The sequence below is a fragment of the Brachyspira sp. SAP_772 genome, assembly GCF_009755885.1.
Lineage (GTDB): Bacteria > Spirochaetota > Brachyspiria > Brachyspirales > Brachyspiraceae > Brachyspira.
Genome location: NZ_VYIX01000003.1, coordinates 269,698 through 286,988 on the forward strand (window position 1 = coordinate 269,698; position 17,291 = coordinate 286,988).

The following is a 17,291-nucleotide window of genomic DNA, read 5'->3' on the forward strand; positions in this document are numbered from 1 at the left end:
TTAGGAGAAAAAAATGAAAAAAATTATAAACAAACCTGAAAATTTTGTTGATGAAACTATTGAAGGTATTTTATATGCTTATGGCGATAAAGTAAAAATATTAAATGGTGATAATAGAATATTATTAAATAATCAGCCTGTAGCAGATGGAAAAGTAGGAATAGTAACAGGCGGCGGAAGCGGACACTTACCTGTATTTTTAGGATATGTTGGTGATGGTATGTTAGACGGATGTGCTATTGGAAATGTATTTGCTTCACCTTCTGCAAATAAAATGACTGATATGATAAAAGCATGTAATCATGGTGCTGGAGTATTATGTTTATATGGTAACTATGGCGGAGATAATATGAACTTTGATATGGCATGTGAAAATGCTGATTTTGAAGATATTAAAACTGCTACAGTGAGAGTAAAAGATGATATAGCTTCTAATGATGATCCAGAGAAAAGAAGAGGCGTTGCTGGTATGGTATATGCTTTCAAAATAGCAGGTGCAGCTGCTAAAAAAATGATGAGTTTAGAAGAAGTTGTTAGAGTAACTGAAAAAGCTTTAGCAAATATTAGAACTATGGGTGTTGCTTTATCACCTTGTATTTTACCAGAAGTTGGAAATCCTACTTTCTTTATTAATGATGATGAAATGGAAATAGGTATGGGAATACATGGAGAGCCCGGAATAGATGTAAAAAAAATGATGAGTGCTGATGAAATAGCTGAATTAATATTTAAAAAATTTGAAACTGAATTGTCTTTTAATAAAGGTGATGAAGTATCTGTAATGGTTAATGGATTAGGTGCTACTCCAATGGAAGAACAATTAATAGTATATAGAAAATTGCATCTTCTTTTACAAGAAAGAGGAGTAACTTCTTTTATGCCTCATATAGGAGAATTTGCTACTTCTATGGAAATGGCTGGACTTTCAATTACTGTATTTAAATTGGATGAAGAATTGAAAGAACTTTTAAGATATCCAGCAATGACACCTTTTTATACAAATCATAATAAATAATTTATAATAAAAAATGGAGAAAAATAAATGACTGCTTACGAATTGAAAAATGTTTTTTCATCTATTAGCGATATAATAAGTAAAAATAAAGATTATTTAATAGAGTTAGATGCTCAAAATGGCGATGGAGATTTAGGCTTATCAATGTCAAATGGATTTAAAGCTGTATCTGATTTTCTTAATACTAATGAAGAGAAAGATATAGGAAAAGTATTTATGAAAATGAGTTCTGTTTTCAATGAAGTATCTCCGTCATCTTTGGGTACTATACTTTCTTTTTCTATGATTGGTATTGCAAAATCTTTGAAAGGTAAAGAAGAAGCTAATGTAGCTGACTTTTCTAATGCATTAGAAAATGGAGTTAAGCTTATTATGGAAAAAGCTAATTCTAAATTGGGCGAGAAAACAATTTTAGATTCTCTATATCCAGCAGTAGAAACGTTAAAGAATAATCAAAACTTAGAACCTAAAGAATTATTTAAAAAAGCTTTTGAAGCTGCTAGTGCTGGTTCTGAAAGCACAAAAAATATGAAAGCTGTTCATGGCAGAGCTAGCTATTATGGTGAAAAAAGTATAGGTGTATTAGACGGCGGTTCTGTTGTTGGAAAATTAATTTTTGAGGGAATATATAATTATTATTCTAATAAGTGATAATAAAACAGGATATATAAAATGTCTAAAAATATTTTAGTGATAGGAAGTATTAATAAAGATTTAGTTATTAATACTCCTCGTTTTCCTAAAGAAGGCGAAACTATACTTGGCAATAATTTTTCAACAAGCAATGGCGGTAAAGGTGCTAATCAAGCATGTGCTATAGGTAAATTAGGCGGAAAAGTAGGCATGCTAGGTGCTATTGGAAATGATAATTTTGGTAAAGATTTATCAAATGCATTATCTTCTAATAATGTTAATATAGATAATTTACTAATAAAGGATAATATTTCTACAGGCATAGCAGTTATTACAGTTACTGAAGATGGCGCTAATCATATTATAGTAGCACAGGGGGCTAATGCTTTAATTACAAAAGATGATATTAAAGAAGATGTAATTTCATCATTTGATATAATAGTTATGCAATTAGAAATACCTTTAGAAATAGCAAAATATGCTGCTGCTACTGCTAAAAAACTTGGTAAAACTGTGGTATTAAATCCTTCTCCTGCTGTAAAGCTTGATAGAGAATTTTTAAGTTGTGTAGACATATTAATTCCAAATGAAACAGAGATTGATATTATAGGCGGTATAGATTATGTTCTTGAATGCGGTGTTAAAAATATAATACTTACTTTAGGTGCTGACGGATGTGATTTTATAACAAAAAAAGAAAGAAAACATTTTAATGCATATAAGGTTAATGTTGTAGATACCACTGCTGCGGGAGACAGTTTCTTAGGCGGTGTTGTGAGAATGATAGCTGATGATAAAACTATGGAAGAAGCTATTGAATTTGCTACTAAAGTTTCTAATATAACAGTTACTAGAAAAGGAGCAATAGATTCTATACCTACATATAATGAAGTTATTGAAAGCTATTAATAATAAATAATTAATATTCTATATTTAAAGAGTGTCTTTTTTAAAAAGCACTCTTTTTTATACCCTAGTACAGTATACAAAAAAAATTAACTTTTTTTATTTTTTCGGGAACTTTTATTTTTTTCGTACGTCTAATAAAGCATAAGAAAACAAAAAACAATAAAATAAATAAAAAGGGAGATTAAAAATGAAAAAAGGTTTTATAATTTTAGTTTCTATAGCAATAATGGTATTTGGCTCTGTATCTTTATTTGGACAATATGGATATGGTAGAGGTTATGGCAGAGGATACGGTGCAGGATATGGCAGAGGCTATGGAATGGGATGCAATTATGGTTATGGCAGAGGTTACGGATATAATGAAGGTTATAGATATTATAATCAAAGATTTAGCGGATACAATGGATGTTATTACTATAATAATCCATATGTAAAATGAATAATAATAAAAAATAAAAACATACAACTAAAGGAGAATTAAAATGAAAAACATTAACAAAAAAGTATTAATATTAGTTTCTATAGCAATAATGGTATTTGGCTCTGTATCTTTATTTGGACAATATGGCTACGGAAGAGGCTATGGTTATGGCAGAGGATACGGCAGAGGTTATGGAATGGGATGCGGTTATGGAAGAGGTTATGCTAGAGGATACGGCAGAGGAATGGGATGCAACTATGGATATGGAAGAGGCTATGGTGCTGGATATGGTTATGGTAGAGGTTACGGTTATGGTGCTGGATATGGAAGAGGTTATGGATACAACAACCTTACTCAAGACCAAATTAACCAAATACAATCTATAGAAAGTAAATACTTCCCTCAAATAGATGATTTGAGAAGAGAAGCTTACAACAAAACTCAAGCTATAAACTTAGAAATGAGCAAACAAAATCCTGATCAAAATGTTATAAATCAGGCTATAGATGAGAGAACAAAAACATTATCTGATTTAGACAAATTAAGAGCAGAGTTTTTCTTGGAAATGGATAAAGTGTTTCAAGTAAAATAAAATATTTATAGTTAAATGAAAATACCTGCATATTATATGTGCGGGTATTTTTTTATTTTAAAAATATATTTAAAAAAACATTTTAAATAAAATATTATTAATTCTTTATAAAACAACAATTTTTAAACTTCAATTAACATAACAATAGATATTTATAGATAATAGAGCCGATAATAATTGATAGAGGTTTTAAACAATGAGAAGATTTTTATTTATTATTTTATCGGTAGTATTTTTTGCTGCTTTAGAAAATTTATATTGTCAATACACAGAAATCACACAAGATGATATTGTTATAGAAAAATTGGTTACAGGATACCAAATAAATATAAGAAAAAAAAATAATATAGACAATATAAGACTATTATTTAAATTGCCAAATAATAAATACTCATACCTTTATCTTAATCAATCATCTGACGCTAATTCATTAATAAATATTAACAAAGTATCAGTACATAGTAGATTGGGAACATCTTTACAAACATCTATAGGGGAATCTGTATATTTAGATACTAATAATGGAAATGCAAGAATATTATTAACAGATAATACAGAGCTTGTATTAGAGGCCTTGGATAATAATGGAAATATTGTAACAGATTCAACATTTTTATTTAAAATAGATAATAATAAAAAAACTAACCCTATAATAACATTAAGAAATGTTCAAAAAGAAGGTAATTTATACGCATTTTATCTTTACTATTCAGGCGGTGAAAATGGAAAATATGCCTTTTATGTGAGAGAAGGTTTAACTAATACTACATATAAATTAATTAAAACTTCATTTAATTATGCACTACAGGCAGATAATAATGGAATAATATTAGAAGATACCTACAACAGCAAAATAGGCAAACAGCTATATATAAAAGCCTATTTTAAAGAGTTGCCAGAAGATAGATATTTATCATTTAATGTGTTTAATACTAAAGGAGAGACTTTTACTTATCCTATAGATTATATAATACAAAATCAAACAATAAAAAATACTGCAAATACTGTTACAACAGAAGAAAAGATTAATGTTCCTCCTGTAATAGAACCTCCTAATCAAGAAATTATAGAATTAAATACAAATGAGATGATAGTAAGCAAAAAGCAAATAAATAATAACAATATAGAAAGAAACTTTTTTGACGGTGAAGCAATAGATTCATTAAATAAAGCTAGTGAATTAAAAAGCCACTATGCTGATGATGAAAAAGATTTAAACAGTCAAATATATAATATTATAAAGAAGTATAATTCAGCTATAGATTTAGTATTAGTATTAGATACAACAGAAAGTATGGATCCATATTTAATTTCAATAAAAGAAGAAATAAAATCTATAAGCAAAGAAGTATTTAAAAAGGATGTTAATTCAAGAATTGGATTTATGCTTTACAGAGATGTAAGAGATGCGTATCTTACAAAAAAAATAGATTTTGATAATAACATAAGCAAAATACATAGAGATGTTAATTATTTTAGTGCTAAAGGCGGCGGAGATAAAGCAGAACCTATGTATGAAGCAATACAAAAAGCTTTAGAAGATTTTAATTATAAGAATGAAAATAAAGTAGTAATAGTAATTACTGATGCCCCTGCAAAAGTTATAGGTAAAGCTAATGCTGATACAAATAAAAAAACAGCAAAAGAAAAAAATATTGACATAGAATATATACTTGTAAAAGAAATAAGAAGAAGCACAGAAGATATAGAAAAGCCAATATTTTAATTAGTTTTGAGTTTATTATTTTTTAATTAATAAAATATAATAAACTCGAATTAAAATATTATTTAGTCCATACAATATAAGTTTATTACTTTATTTAAAATTTATCTTTTATTTACATATAATTATATAGTTAAATAGTTTTAAAAGGTTTATTAATATTATATAAAAATTAGTTATTCAAAAAATCTTCTCTTTTAGGTGTAAATGTGTCTAAAAGTTTACCTTTTTTAATACATTTACATCCATGAGAAATATTTTTAGCAAAATGCATACTATCTCCAGCCTTACATAAATATTTCTCTTCGTTAATTGTAAACTCAAACTCACCGTCTATAATATAAGTAATTTGTTCATGTACATCATGAGAATGAGTGTCAGCTATAGCTCCTTCATCAAATTCCATATAAACAGTCATAAGATTATCTGAGTAAGCTAATATTTTTCTTTTAAGACCATTTCCTAAATTTTTTAATTCTATTTTATTAAAGTCTTTATACATAAATTATCCTTATCATTTATAAAAAAATAATACTTTTTGTCATATGATAATATATATTACAAATTATCTTTATTCTCAAGATAAACACTAGGTAAAATTTCTGCTAAATTAGTAAATTCTTTTATATTATGTGCAAATAATGCTTTAGTAATAAAATAAGGTACTGATTCATTTTCAGGTAAAATCTTTACAATTTTTCCATCTACAACTCCAAATCCAATCCAAAAACGAGAACATAACATCACACCATCTTTATATGGATACCATTTATGAGTCATAGCGGCAGGACATCCTCCCTCCCCTATAGCACATACCATAGAACTGCAAAACTCTGTTCTTACTATACTCTCATCATATCCAAAATCTTTAGGACTTTTAAAACATAATTTTAATTCCTCAGGTCCCATTCCTATATCTTCAAGCACATAATGATTTACCCCCCAAGTTTTCTCATTCATTGGGATATTTGGATTGCACACATAATCCGCATTATCTGCCTTTGCAAAATAATGATCTTCAGGATCCCATATTTTATATCTTAAATCAGACCCAACACAATGCCAAGCAAACCACCAATCAAGCATATCACTTGTTACATTAGGCATATAAGTAGTATTACATACATATCCCGTACCATCATCTTGTATTCCATAACCTATTTGACAAAAATTATCATCTTTTCCAGCAAGATAAGTATTTTTTTCATCAAATGGTATTGCTTTTAAATTGTTAGGCTGTCCATTATTTAGTATTTCTAATTTTTCAGTTGGAATCTCCGCAAGCTCTTTTTCAAAATATTTATAATATGGTAAAGATTTTTCTTCTTTAGTAACAGCAACTTTTTTAGACATTATCCAACTCCTTTTATTTTAATAAAGAATATAATAATAAATTTAAAACACAAAAAAACCAGCCGTGATAGGCTAGTTAATTAACGAGGTATAGATATATAAAAGTTCTTTCAAATATGAATAGCAGTAAGAGTTTAAAGGGACAAACTCCGAATAAAGGAGGTGATCCAGCCACACCTTCCGGTACGGCTGCCTTGTTACGACTTCACCCTCATCATCAGTCCCACCTTCGACGCCGCCCTCCTTGCGGTTAGGCTAACGGCTTCAGGTAAAACCAACTCCGATGGCGTGACGGGCGGTGTGTACAATCCCCGGGAACGTATTCACCGTAGCGTTCTGATCTACGATTACTAGTGATTCCAACTTCATGGAGTCGAGTTTCAGACTCCAATCCGAACTGAGGCAACTTTTTTGAGTTTTGCTCCACCTCGCGGTCTCGCTTCTCTTTGTACTTGCCATTGTAGCACGTGTGTAGCCCTGGACATAAGGGCCATGAGGACTTGACATCATCCCCACCTTCCTCCTACTTGAACGTAGGCAGTCCCCTAAGAGTGCTCGACATTACTCGGTAGCAACAGAGGGTGAGGGTTGCGCTCGTTGCGGGACTTAACCCAACATCTCACGACACGAGCTGACGACAGCCATGCAGCACCTATGTTAAACGTCCTTGCGGTCTGACTTATCTCTAAATCATTCATCTAACAATTCAAACCCAGGTAAGGTTTTTCGCGTATCATCGAATTAAACCACATGCTCCACCACTTGTGCGGGGACCCGTCAATTTCTTTGAGTTTCACCCTTGCGGGCATACTCCTCAGGCGGTACACTTAAGACGTTAGCTACGGCACTCCTATTTAAATAGAAGCACCTAGTGTACAACGTTTACGGCTAGGACTACCAGGGTATCTAAGCCTGTTTGCTCCCCTAGCTTTCGTGATTCAGCGTCGATAAATGCCCAGATGACTGCCTTCGCTATAGGTGTTCCTCTCGATATCTGCGCATTCCACCGCTACACCGAGAATTCCATCATCCCCTACAATATCCAAGATCTACAGTATCCGAGGCGTTCCCGAAGTTGAGCTTCGGTCTTTCACCTTAGACTTATAAATCCGCCTACTCACCCTTTACGCCCAGTAAATCCGAGCAACGTTTGCCTCCTACGTATTACCGCGGCTGCTGGCACGTAGTTAGCCGAGGCTTACATTATCTACTGTCACTCATTCTTCGATAATTTCCGAGGTTTACAACCCGAAGGCCTTCATCCCTCACGCGATGTCGCTCCATCAGACTTTCGTCCATTGTGGAAGATTCTCAGCTGCTGCCTCCCGTAGGAGTCTGGGCCGTATCTCAGTCCCAATGTGGCCGGTCACCCTCTCAGGTCGGCTACCTATCGTTGCCTTGGTGGGCCTTTACCTCACCAACTAGCTAATAGGCCGCAGGCTCATCGTGAAGCGAAAAAACTTTCCTCTACTCTACTTATGTAGCAAGAGTATATGCGGTATTAGTCCATGTTTCCATGGGTTATCCCCCACTTCACGGCAGATTACCTACGTGTTACTCACCAGTTCGCCGCTAACTTATCCAGTTGCCCGAATAAGCCCGCTCGACTTGCATGCTTAAGACGCATCGCCAACGTTCGCTCTGAGCCAGAATCAAACTCTCCATACTCACTTTTTCAGTGAATCGTTTTCGATTCTTTATTTTATCACTTTACTAAGTGATGATTTACTTTTTAGCAAAGAAATTGTTACTTATTGTAACGCGTTTAGGTCTCCGAACTTAATTAAAAGTTCGTTTACACCAGTTGTGTTTTGTTTTATTAAACTAGCTTCTGCTATCCATATTTCAAAGAACTTTTTGTTTCAAGCGATTTTTTTATTTCTCATCGTTTGTTTTATTATTATAGCATGAGAGCGATAAATAGCAATAGGTTTTAATCCAGTTTTTTTAAATTTTTCCACAATTTATTTAAAATTACACTATATATACTACATATTATACATATTTTTAAAGCCAAATTTCAAAAACTCCAAATTCGAATCAAATTCAGCTCAAATTTAAACCTAAATTCTTCTAAAAATACCTTTTACATGGAAATTTTTACCCGTTCCAGACATTTTTTTCACTTATTTTCAAAACTTTTCCAAATTTCTAAAATAAATGCAAAAAAAATTAATAATTACAAAATTCTTTGTTAAGCTTGATTTTATATCAATTTTAATGTAATATAGTAATCTATAATAATCGGAGAGAAGTATTTTGGAAACAATGTTAGATATCATAAATAAGGTACAATTAGAAAGTATCAAAAATTTAGATAAGGATACTTTTATATCAATAGCTAATTTATGTTCTTTCATTCCTAAATCTCTAACAGAAAGCAACAAATGGAAAAAACTTCCCCTATCTGCTAAAGAAGTATATAGAGTTTTAGTTGCTAATTATGACTACGAAAATGGCATAGCAAAAACTACTCACTCTCAAATGCTAAATGAGGCAGGAATCGGGGGAAATGCTACTATAGTAAAATCTTTAGATACTTTAGAAGAAAACAATTTTATTACTAGAGTTGAATCTAAAGTAAAAAGTCATTATTACCTTATGCCGTATCAAGAAAAGTTTTTTGCTGATATGTGCCATTTTAGCCCAAGAGATTTTTCTGTACTATACACAATAAACAAAAAAGTTAAAAAAGAACAGCAAGTTAAACAAGCTATAGATAAACTATTTTTCAAAGTTTGTTATAAATTAAGCTATCTTGGTATAGATAATCCGCAAAAATTAATAGAAAAATACTCTTCCGATGGTTATAAATTGAGAGTAATACAATTTATGGCTGATTCGGTTTATATAGTTAAGAAGTATAATCTAAACAATGACAATATAGACCTAAATAAATATCTTATAGATTTATTAAAAAAGGGAAACATTAAAGAAAACATATTTGACAATGATAAAATGAATGCTATAAGAAATATAATAATAAAAAATAAACAAAATATTACAGAGTAAAAATATGGCAACAAAAAAAACAACAAACAAAGAAGAAGCAAAAAAAGCTACCACAGCTAAAAAAACTACTGCAGCAAAAAAAACTGCTAATAAAGAAACAACATCTAAAGAATCTGCTGCAGTAAAGAAAACAGCTTCAAGCATTAAAAAAACAGACACTGCAAAAAAAGATACAGCTAAAAAAACTGATACTAAAAAAACTGAAGCATCTGTAAAAAAAGCTTCAACAGTTAAAAAAGCTGTAGCTTCTAATAAAGAAACAACATCTAAAGAATCTGCTACAGTAAAGAAAACAGCTTCAAGCATTAAAAAAACAGACACTACAAAAAAAGATACTGTTAAAAAAACTGATACTAAAGATACAACTAAAAAAACTGTATCCCCTTTAACTTCTTTAAAAAAAGATAATACTCAAAAAACAATAGATAATATTTTCAAAAAAATGGCTACTAAAGATGATGATGCTGATAAATCTTCAAAAACGTCAAAAGAAACAACTTATACTCCATTAAGAACATCATCAACTATAAGAAAAATAGAGCCAATAAAAACAACTGAAAAACCTTCTGAAAGAGAATCTATTTCTTTACTAAAAGAAGCTATAAGAGCTAAATCTAAAAATGTTTCAAAACCAATAGTAGCAAAAAAACATTTAGTTGTAACAGATGATAAAGTTGAAGAAGAAACAACTAACAAAGAAGTTAATAACGAAACAAAAAATAGTGAAAATATTTTTAATAAAACAAGTGATATAGTAAGTAGTGTACTTAACAAAAAAGAAAATGATATAGTTCTTAAAGAAAATAATGATAAACCTCAAACTTTAGAGGAAGTTGTAAAAAAATATCATTTTGATTCTTTTGATAAATACAAAGAAGAAGAAACTAAAGAACCTCAAGAGATAAAAGAAGAATTAGAAAAAATAAAAAGCGATATAGAAGATATAGAACAAGTAGAAAATAAAGTTATAGACGAAAAAGTAGAAACAGTAAAAGAAGAAATAAAAGAAAAAATAACTTATACTAAAGGTGATATATTTAAAAATAGAAAAGTTGTACTTCCTACAATAATGCAGCAAAATGTTAATGAAGAGTCAAAGTTTAATCAGGAAGAAATGGATAAAGCAATAGAAAATGCTGCAGAAATAGACGATGATACTCCTGTAGAAGATTATCAAAATTATTCAAATCAAAAATTAAAAGAATTAGAAGAAAAAGATATTAAAATAATAGAAACTGAAGAAGAATTAAAAACTTCTACTGTTATACCTGAAATAGAAAAAAAACCTGTAGAACCATACAAAGTTCCAGACCATTCTATTGACAAAAAAGATGAAAACAAATCAAATAAACTAATACCAATTATAGGTATTATAATTATAATATTAGGATTATCATTCTTAGGTTTTCAATTCTTTACTTCCAAAAATGATAATAATGATGATGGTTTTTATAATATAGTTACAAATGAAAATGTATTAAGCAATGAAAATCTTAATGAAATGACAAATGATTATGATAGCTTATCTGATATATCAAATATAAATGCTATAAGCAGCAATAGAAATAACCTTATAACTAATCAACAAAATAATAATACAAATAAGGTTATAACCAATAATATAGCAACTAATAATAACATTGCAACAAATGTTAATAATAATACTAATCAGATAAATAGAACAACAAATAATAATCAAGTAAATACTAATACAGCAACAACAGTAAAAACAAACTCAATTAATACAAATGTTACTCCTCCAAAAGAGCCTGAATTACCTAATCCGCCTGTAATACCAAACCCTCCTACTCCACCAGCAACACAAAACAACACTCAAAACAATGCTACTACATATTTAGATGGTAATTTATATAAAACTCAGTGGACAGATACTTTAACTTCTATTGCTACAAAAGAGCTTGGAGATGCTAGAAAATGGCCTATGATTTTTGCTGCTAATGATAATATATTTACTGACCCTGATAAAATAGTATTTAATGTAAATATAATAATACCTGATGACGGCAAAAAAAAAATTGAAGATATGAATGCAAGTGAAAAAAAAAATCTATATGATGCCTATATAAAAGTTGCTGATAGATATATGGAGCTTGGTAGAACTAATTTATCTAATATAGTGAGAAATGCTGCTAATAATATAAAATAATGAAAAAAAGTAAAAAGAAAAATGATATATTAGAGTTCTCTTGTATCGGTTGCGGGTTATGCTGTAAAGAAAATGGATATATATATTTCTCTTTAGAAGATATAAAAAAAGCTTCGGATTATTTGAATATCAATCCTCTTGTATTTATAGATAAATATTTAAAGCATAGTTATTCATTGGAATATCATATAAAAGTTGATGAAGAAAATAAGTGCCCTTTTTTAGATGAAAATAATAAATGTATTATAAATGATGCTAAACCAAAACAATGCTCTACATTTCCATATTGGAATGAATATACTGATAAAAATGGTAATTTAATATCTGGAAAATTCAATAGACCTTGCCCGGGAGTGAAAGTTAAAAAGAAAAAATAATATGAAATTTATAAAAAAATAGTTGTTTTATTTTTTTATAAAATATTATATACTAGAATTACACACAATTATTATAATTTAAGGAAAATTAATAAGTATGTCTGAAGAATTAAATATTGATAAATATATCGTTCTTACTTTAGATGAAATAAAAGAAATAAAAGATAATTTAATAGCACATAATATACCATTATTTAGAATGGATAAAGAAAATAATATAATAGCTTTTCCAACAGAACAGTTAAGCCTTGTTATAGATAATCCTAAATATTCTAATGTGAAATTATATGCTCCAAAGAGTTTCTCACACTTTATAAATGAGTTTAAATTATTAAATACAAACTCTGCTGCAACATATATAGAAACCAATAAATATGTATTTCAAACTCCAAAAGAAGCTGCAGAAGAGATGAGCAGAAAAATATCTGAAATCTCTAAAATGAGTTATAATGAAAAAGTAAATATAATTGAAACTTACAATAAAGAATTAAAAGAAATTAAAGTTGATGAGAAACATGCAATCAATAGAAACACAGCACAGCAGATAGTTGATGCTGGTAATGATGTTGGGCTTATTGCTAAAGTTACTATGTTTGAAAGCATCAAAAAAATAAAAGGCAATGAACTTACACAGGATCAGGCAAAATTGGAAAATCAAGAGATTAATGATACTACAACTTCTTTGGTAAACACAATAGTTAATATGCTTTCAAAGAATTTAGAAACGCAGAAGGTTTTTACAGAGTTAAGAAATTATTCTGACGGCGGAGTAATGGCTCATTCAAATAGAGTTTTTGTTTCTTATGTGAATTTTCTTGCATTTTATAACAATCTCATAAAAAGAAGAAATTTAATACATAGCATAAGAACAGCTTTTCCTACTGTATATAAAAAATATTATGAGAATATGACCACTTCTTCAGAAAAATACAGAATATACGAAGACTTTAGAACACTTGAAGATTGTATTGATAATGGTATGCGTTTTGTTGAAGAGAAAGAGATGAACTTGTATTCTATTGGTGCTTTGCTTCATGATATAGGTAAAGTAAAAGATTTGGATTATTTTGAAGGTGAATCTGGAAGAGATTATGAAAGAATAAAAAAACATTTATTCAATAGCTATACTCTTGTAAGTCAAACTTCTGAATATTCTCTTGAGGTTATTTTAACTGTTGCTTTGCATCATGAATATTATGGACTTGGTTATGGACCTTATGAGCGTTTATACAAATTAAAATTAGAAAAAGTACCAAGCTTTCAAATACCTAGAATAATGTCTTACGAGGCTAAGGTAATAGATGACTGTGATGCTTTTGCTTATTTCCCTGCTAAGATGCTTGAGATAATAGATGTATATGATGCTTTAATTGACCCTGCAAGAAAATATAGAGGAGGAAAAACTTTTACTCCTGAAGAAGCTCTAAACATTATGAAGGAAGATTTTATAGAAAAGCATGTGAAGTTAGACCCTATACTTTATGATGTATTTGTTGAGTTTTTAAGCAACTCTATAGAAAAAGATTTACTTTCTTCTAAGTTAGAATAGATTTATTATATTTGATTAAATAAATAACAAATATTTAAGTGTTTTAATTTATTGATTGTACTATATAGTTTCATATAAAAATATAAATATTTTATTCAACTCTTTCCCGCCTTCGCTTTGCGGACTTCGTCAAAGTTGCAAAAAGTGCAAGTACTTTAGCTTTATATATTTGGAATATGAATAAAATATAAAATAATACTTGTATTTTTTACTAAGTTAAAAATTTTTAGTATATCAATTATTCTCTTTTAAATAATTAATAAATCTCTCTGGCAAATACACATTACTATATTCTAACGCTCTTCTAAATAAAGGAGCTATTTCTGATACTTTAAATCCCGCTATGCCGCAGCCTATCTCTGTAACAAGAAATTTTTTATCTTTATTTTTTATAGTAAAATCTAAAAACTCATCGACATATTTTCTTATTTCATCAACACTCATCTTTCCGCTTCTCGTATAATCAACCGTAGGAATAGCAAAAGTTTTACCCTGAAGACCAAAAGCCTTGCCATATATAGCTCCCCAATTCATAGCCATTCTTGCAGCACCGCCTGCATGCATGCCTTCAGTATTGCTTCCAAATACAAAAACTTCATCATCTTCTAATTTGTTAATATATTTTGCTGATACTCTCATAAATATAAACCTTAATTAATTATAGCTTCATTAAATCTAAAATCAATTCTATAAGTTAAAGTAGCCTGATCATGCACCGTTTTTAATATGGCAGCAAGATCAACAAATTTACTAGCTGTAACATATTTGTCTAATATCACCTGAACCTGATAGCCCCTTGGATAAAGTATTAAATCCTTTCCAAAGGCATTTATTTCTGAAATGAGATTATATATATCATAATTATTAGTTTTTAATTCATATAAAACGCTTCTTAAATATTTTGTATAATCATTTTCTATTTTTTCATTTGTTGAAGTGATGGTTAAACCTGTAATATAAGGAACATCATAATTATAAATAGATGAATTTCTTATAATATATCCGTCATCAGTAATTTCGTATATGCCATTTTGAGATTCTGCTAAAAATAAAGTTTCTCTCTCTTTTATGTTTATGATTAGTAAATCTGGAAAAGATATTTTTATGCTGTCTACTTGAAGTCTAATATTTTTTTCTATTCTTTCTTTTATTTCTTTTCTTGGTATAAAAAATAAACTTTTATTATTATAATCGCTCAAATTAGCTTCTTCTATTACAGTAATTGGTGCTATTAATTTAAGCCCCCTTATCTCAACTCTCAAAACCTTAGCTTTATTAAAAACAAAACCAATGCCAACAATAAATATTATTATTAAAAAATATAATATTATTTTCTTAATTAATTTTTTTTGCTTTTGACTTAATTTATTTTTTTGAAGCTTTTTTCTTAATTTGCTTTCATTAAAAGTTTTATTTTTCATTTTTTATATTTTTATTTTTTTTATTTACTTCTTTTAATTTACTTCGCATCCAGCTTTAAAACCTTTCTCAGTTACCATAAGAGAAAGAGTCTCTCCATTATCTGCCAAAAGAAGCATACCATGTGAATTAACACCTCTAAACTTTTTAGGCTTTAAATTAGCAAGATAAAGCACAGTTTTTCCAACCATCTCCTCTGGTTTATAATACTCAGCAATAGAAGAAACAACTACTCTCTGCTCGCCTCCGCCTATATCAACTACAAACTTTAAAAGCTTATCAGCATTTTCAACTTTCTCAGCAACAACTATTGTAGCAGTTAATAATTCTAACTTCTCAAAATCCTCTTTTTCTATATAAGGCTTATGTTTATCTTCTTTAGGAGGATTAACTTCTTTTTTGTTTTCCTCAGAAGAAGCACCAATCTCTTTTTCTATATCATATCTATTAAATAAAGGATCTCCCTTTTCTATTTTTATGCCAGCCTTTAAAGAACCCCACTTCTTAGCATCTTCCAAAGGTACACTGTCTCCAAGGCCAAGTCTGTTAAATACCTTTTTAGGAGTCTCTACAAAAAATATCTGTAAATAAGCAGTTACTATATAATATGCCTGAAAAGATAGATACATTACATTAGCTAAATGATCTCTTTTACTTTCATCTTTAGCAAGATTCCAAGGAGCACTCTCTTCAACATATTTGTTTACCATCTTTATAACTTCCCAAATGTTAAATAAAGCCTCTTGAAATTTAAAAGAGTCTAAAGCAGATTCTACATTAGCATCTAAAGTAAGCACTGCCTTTTTTAATTCTCTCTCTCTGTCAGAATAAACACTCTCAACCTCTTCTGGAAGAACACCGTCAAAATATTTTCCAAGCATTGTAGTGATTCTATGCCACAAATTACCATAATCATTAGCCAAATCACTATTGATTCTCTTTAAGAAAAGCTCTTGTGAATAAAATCCATCAACACCGAAATTAATCTCTCTCATAAGGAAATATCTTAAAGCATCAACGCCATATTTATCTATTAAAGTATTAGGATCAACAACATTTCCTCTACTCTTACTCATTTTCTTGCCATCATCAAAAAGCACCCAACCATGACCAAACACTTTTTTTGGAAGCGGTATATCAAGCATTTTAAGCATTATAGGCCATATAATAGCATGGAAACGAACTATCTCCTTACCAACAAAATGAACATCGCAAGGCCAATATTTTTTATATAGCTCATCTTCTTCACTATAACCTAAAGCTGTAATATAGTTTGATAAAGCATCAATCCATACATATATGCTGTGCTCATTATCTATAGGGCAAGGTATACCCCAGTTTAAACCTTTACGAGTAACAGCTAAATCTTCAAGACCGGGAAGTAAAAAGTTTTTAAGCATCTCGTTTTGTCTCTCTTTAGGCTCTAAAAACTCTGGGTGTTCTTTATAATAATTGATAAGCCAATCTCCAAACTCAGAAAGTTTAAGATAATAGCATTCCTCTTCTTTATATTCTAATTCTTTCTCACAATCAGGGCAGTAACATTTTCCATCATCTTTTTTTACAACCTGACTCTCTGTGAAAAATGCTTCATCACTCACACAATAAAGACCTTTATAAGAGCCTTTGTAAATATATCCTTTATCATAAAGTTGTTTAAATATATTTTGTACTCTTCTTTCATGGTAATCATCTGTTGTTCTTATATAATGACTATAATCTATATGAAGTCTTTTCCACAATTTTTTTGTAGCTTCTACTATATTATCAACATATTCTTTGGGAGTAGTCTTAGCTTCTTCTGCTTTTCTTTGAATCTTCTCTCCATGTTCATCAGTACCTGTTAAAAAATAAACATCATACCCCATTACTTTCTTATATCTCGCCATAGTGTCTGCCGCTATAGTACAGTAACAGTGTCCTATATGTAAATAATCTGAAGGATAATATATTGGAGTTGTGATATAAAATTTTTTGTCTGTCATTTATTATTTCTCCCTAAAACTATACTTAGATAATTATACTAAAATAAATGCTTTTTGTAAAGATAAAATTTTTATATATATTGTTTAGGAGTAATAGATATTGCACACTTTTTAGTTTAAATAAAGTAGGTATTCC

Annotated in this window: 15 protein-coding genes and 1 rRNA gene; 10 read left to right on the top strand and 6 right to left on the bottom strand. The window is 29.4% G+C overall.

Annotated features, from left to right (window positions below; all coding sequences use genetic code 11):
- Positions 1-13: 13 nt before the first annotated feature.
- The 6 genes from GQX97_RS10905 (at position 14) to GQX97_RS10930 (ending at position 5,296) form a co-directional block, all read left to right on the top strand.
- Positions 14-1,015 carry a dihydroxyacetone kinase subunit DhaK gene (locus GQX97_RS10905; RefSeq protein ID WP_157151987.1) on the top strand — a complete coding sequence of 334 codons (1,002 nt, stop codon included), beginning with the start codon at positions 14-16 and terminating at the stop codon, positions 1,013-1,015.
- 27 nt (positions 1,016-1,042) lie between these two features.
- Positions 1,043-1,666 carry a dihydroxyacetone kinase subunit L gene (locus tag GQX97_RS10910; protein WP_157151988.1) on the top strand — a complete coding sequence of 208 codons (624 nt, stop codon included), beginning with the start codon at positions 1,043-1,045 and terminating at the stop codon, positions 1,664-1,666.
- A 21-nt stretch (positions 1,667-1,687) separates the two neighbouring features.
- Positions 1,688-2,557: a ribokinase gene (rbsK, locus tag GQX97_RS10915; RefSeq protein WP_157151989.1), complete on the top strand. Its 870-nt coding sequence runs from the start codon at positions 1,688-1,690 to the stop codon at positions 2,555-2,557.
- Positions 2,558-2,744: 187 nt separating this feature from the next.
- Positions 2,745-2,996: a hypothetical protein gene (locus GQX97_RS10920; RefSeq protein ID WP_157151990.1), complete on the top strand. Its 252-nt coding sequence runs from the start codon at positions 2,745-2,747 to the stop codon at positions 2,994-2,996.
- Between the two features lie 43 nt (positions 2,997-3,039).
- A complete protein-coding gene (locus GQX97_RS10925; RefSeq protein WP_157151991.1) occupies positions 3,040-3,570 on the top strand; it encodes a Spy/CpxP family protein refolding chaperone in 531 nt (176 codons plus the stop codon).
- A gap of 196 nt (positions 3,571-3,766) precedes the next feature.
- Entirely contained in the window at positions 3,767-5,296 is a 1,530-nt protein-coding gene (locus tag GQX97_RS10930; RefSeq protein ID WP_157151992.1) for a VWA domain-containing protein, read from the top strand.
- A 169-nt stretch (positions 5,297-5,465) separates the two neighbouring features.
- On the opposite strand, the gene GQX97_RS10935 is transcribed toward GQX97_RS10930, so the two are convergent.
- From GQX97_RS10935 to GQX97_RS10945, 3 genes are all read right to left on the bottom strand, one after another.
- The gene (locus GQX97_RS10935) at positions 5,466-5,795 is read right to left on the bottom strand and encodes a cupin domain-containing protein (RefSeq protein ID WP_157151993.1); all 330 of its coding nucleotides are present in this window, start codon (positions 5,793-5,795) and stop codon (positions 5,466-5,468) included.
- 56 nt (positions 5,796-5,851) lie between these two features.
- Positions 5,852-6,646 (bottom strand): DAPG hydrolase family protein, encoded by a 795-nt coding sequence (locus tag GQX97_RS10940; RefSeq protein ID WP_157151994.1) that lies wholly within the window; start codon positions 6,644-6,646, stop codon positions 5,852-5,854.
- Positions 6,647-6,801: 155 nt separating this feature from the next.
- A 16S ribosomal RNA gene (locus GQX97_RS10945) occupies positions 6,802-8,314 on the bottom strand.
- Positions 8,315-8,905: 591 nt separating this feature from the next.
- Between GQX97_RS10945 and GQX97_RS10950 the strand changes: the two genes are divergently transcribed.
- The 4 genes from GQX97_RS10950 to GQX97_RS10965 all read left to right on the top strand — a co-directional run bounded on the left by GQX97_RS10950 (position 8,906) and on the right by GQX97_RS10965 (position 13,751).
- Positions 8,906-9,658 carry a hypothetical protein gene (locus GQX97_RS10950; protein ID WP_157151995.1) on the top strand — a complete coding sequence of 251 codons (753 nt, stop codon included), beginning with the start codon at positions 8,906-8,908 and terminating at the stop codon, positions 9,656-9,658.
- A gap of 4 nt (positions 9,659-9,662) precedes the next feature.
- Entirely contained in the window at positions 9,663-11,825 is a 2,163-nt protein-coding gene (locus GQX97_RS10955) for a LysM peptidoglycan-binding domain-containing protein (protein ID WP_157151996.1), read from the top strand.
- Complete coding sequence (locus GQX97_RS10960) at positions 11,825-12,202, top strand: YkgJ family cysteine cluster protein (protein ID WP_157151997.1); 378 nt, start codon at positions 11,825-11,827, stop codon at positions 12,200-12,202. The genes GQX97_RS10955 and GQX97_RS10960 overlap by 1 nt, the downstream gene beginning before the upstream one ends.
- A gap of 97 nt (positions 12,203-12,299) precedes the next feature.
- Entirely contained in the window at positions 12,300-13,751 is a 1,452-nt protein-coding gene (locus GQX97_RS10965; RefSeq protein ID WP_157151998.1) for an HD-GYP domain-containing protein, read from the top strand.
- A gap of 234 nt (positions 13,752-13,985) precedes the next feature.
- Here GQX97_RS10965 and GQX97_RS10970 read toward each other — a convergent pair whose 3' ends face one another.
- From GQX97_RS10970 to metG, 3 genes are read right to left on the bottom strand one after another with little or no spacing between them, the layout of a single operon-like run.
- A complete protein-coding gene (locus GQX97_RS10970; protein ID WP_157151999.1) occupies positions 13,986-14,390 on the bottom strand; it encodes a hypothetical protein in 405 nt (134 codons plus the stop codon).
- Between the two features lie 11 nt (positions 14,391-14,401).
- Positions 14,402-15,172 (bottom strand): cell division protein FtsQ/DivIB, encoded by a 771-nt coding sequence (locus GQX97_RS10975; RefSeq protein ID WP_157152000.1) that lies wholly within the window; start codon positions 15,170-15,172, stop codon positions 14,402-14,404.
- A 33-nt stretch (positions 15,173-15,205) separates the two neighbouring features.
- A complete protein-coding gene (gene metG, locus GQX97_RS10980; protein ID WP_157152001.1) occupies positions 15,206-17,155 on the bottom strand; it encodes a methionine--tRNA ligase in 1,950 nt (649 codons plus the stop codon).
- Positions 17,156-17,291 lie beyond the last annotated feature (136 nt).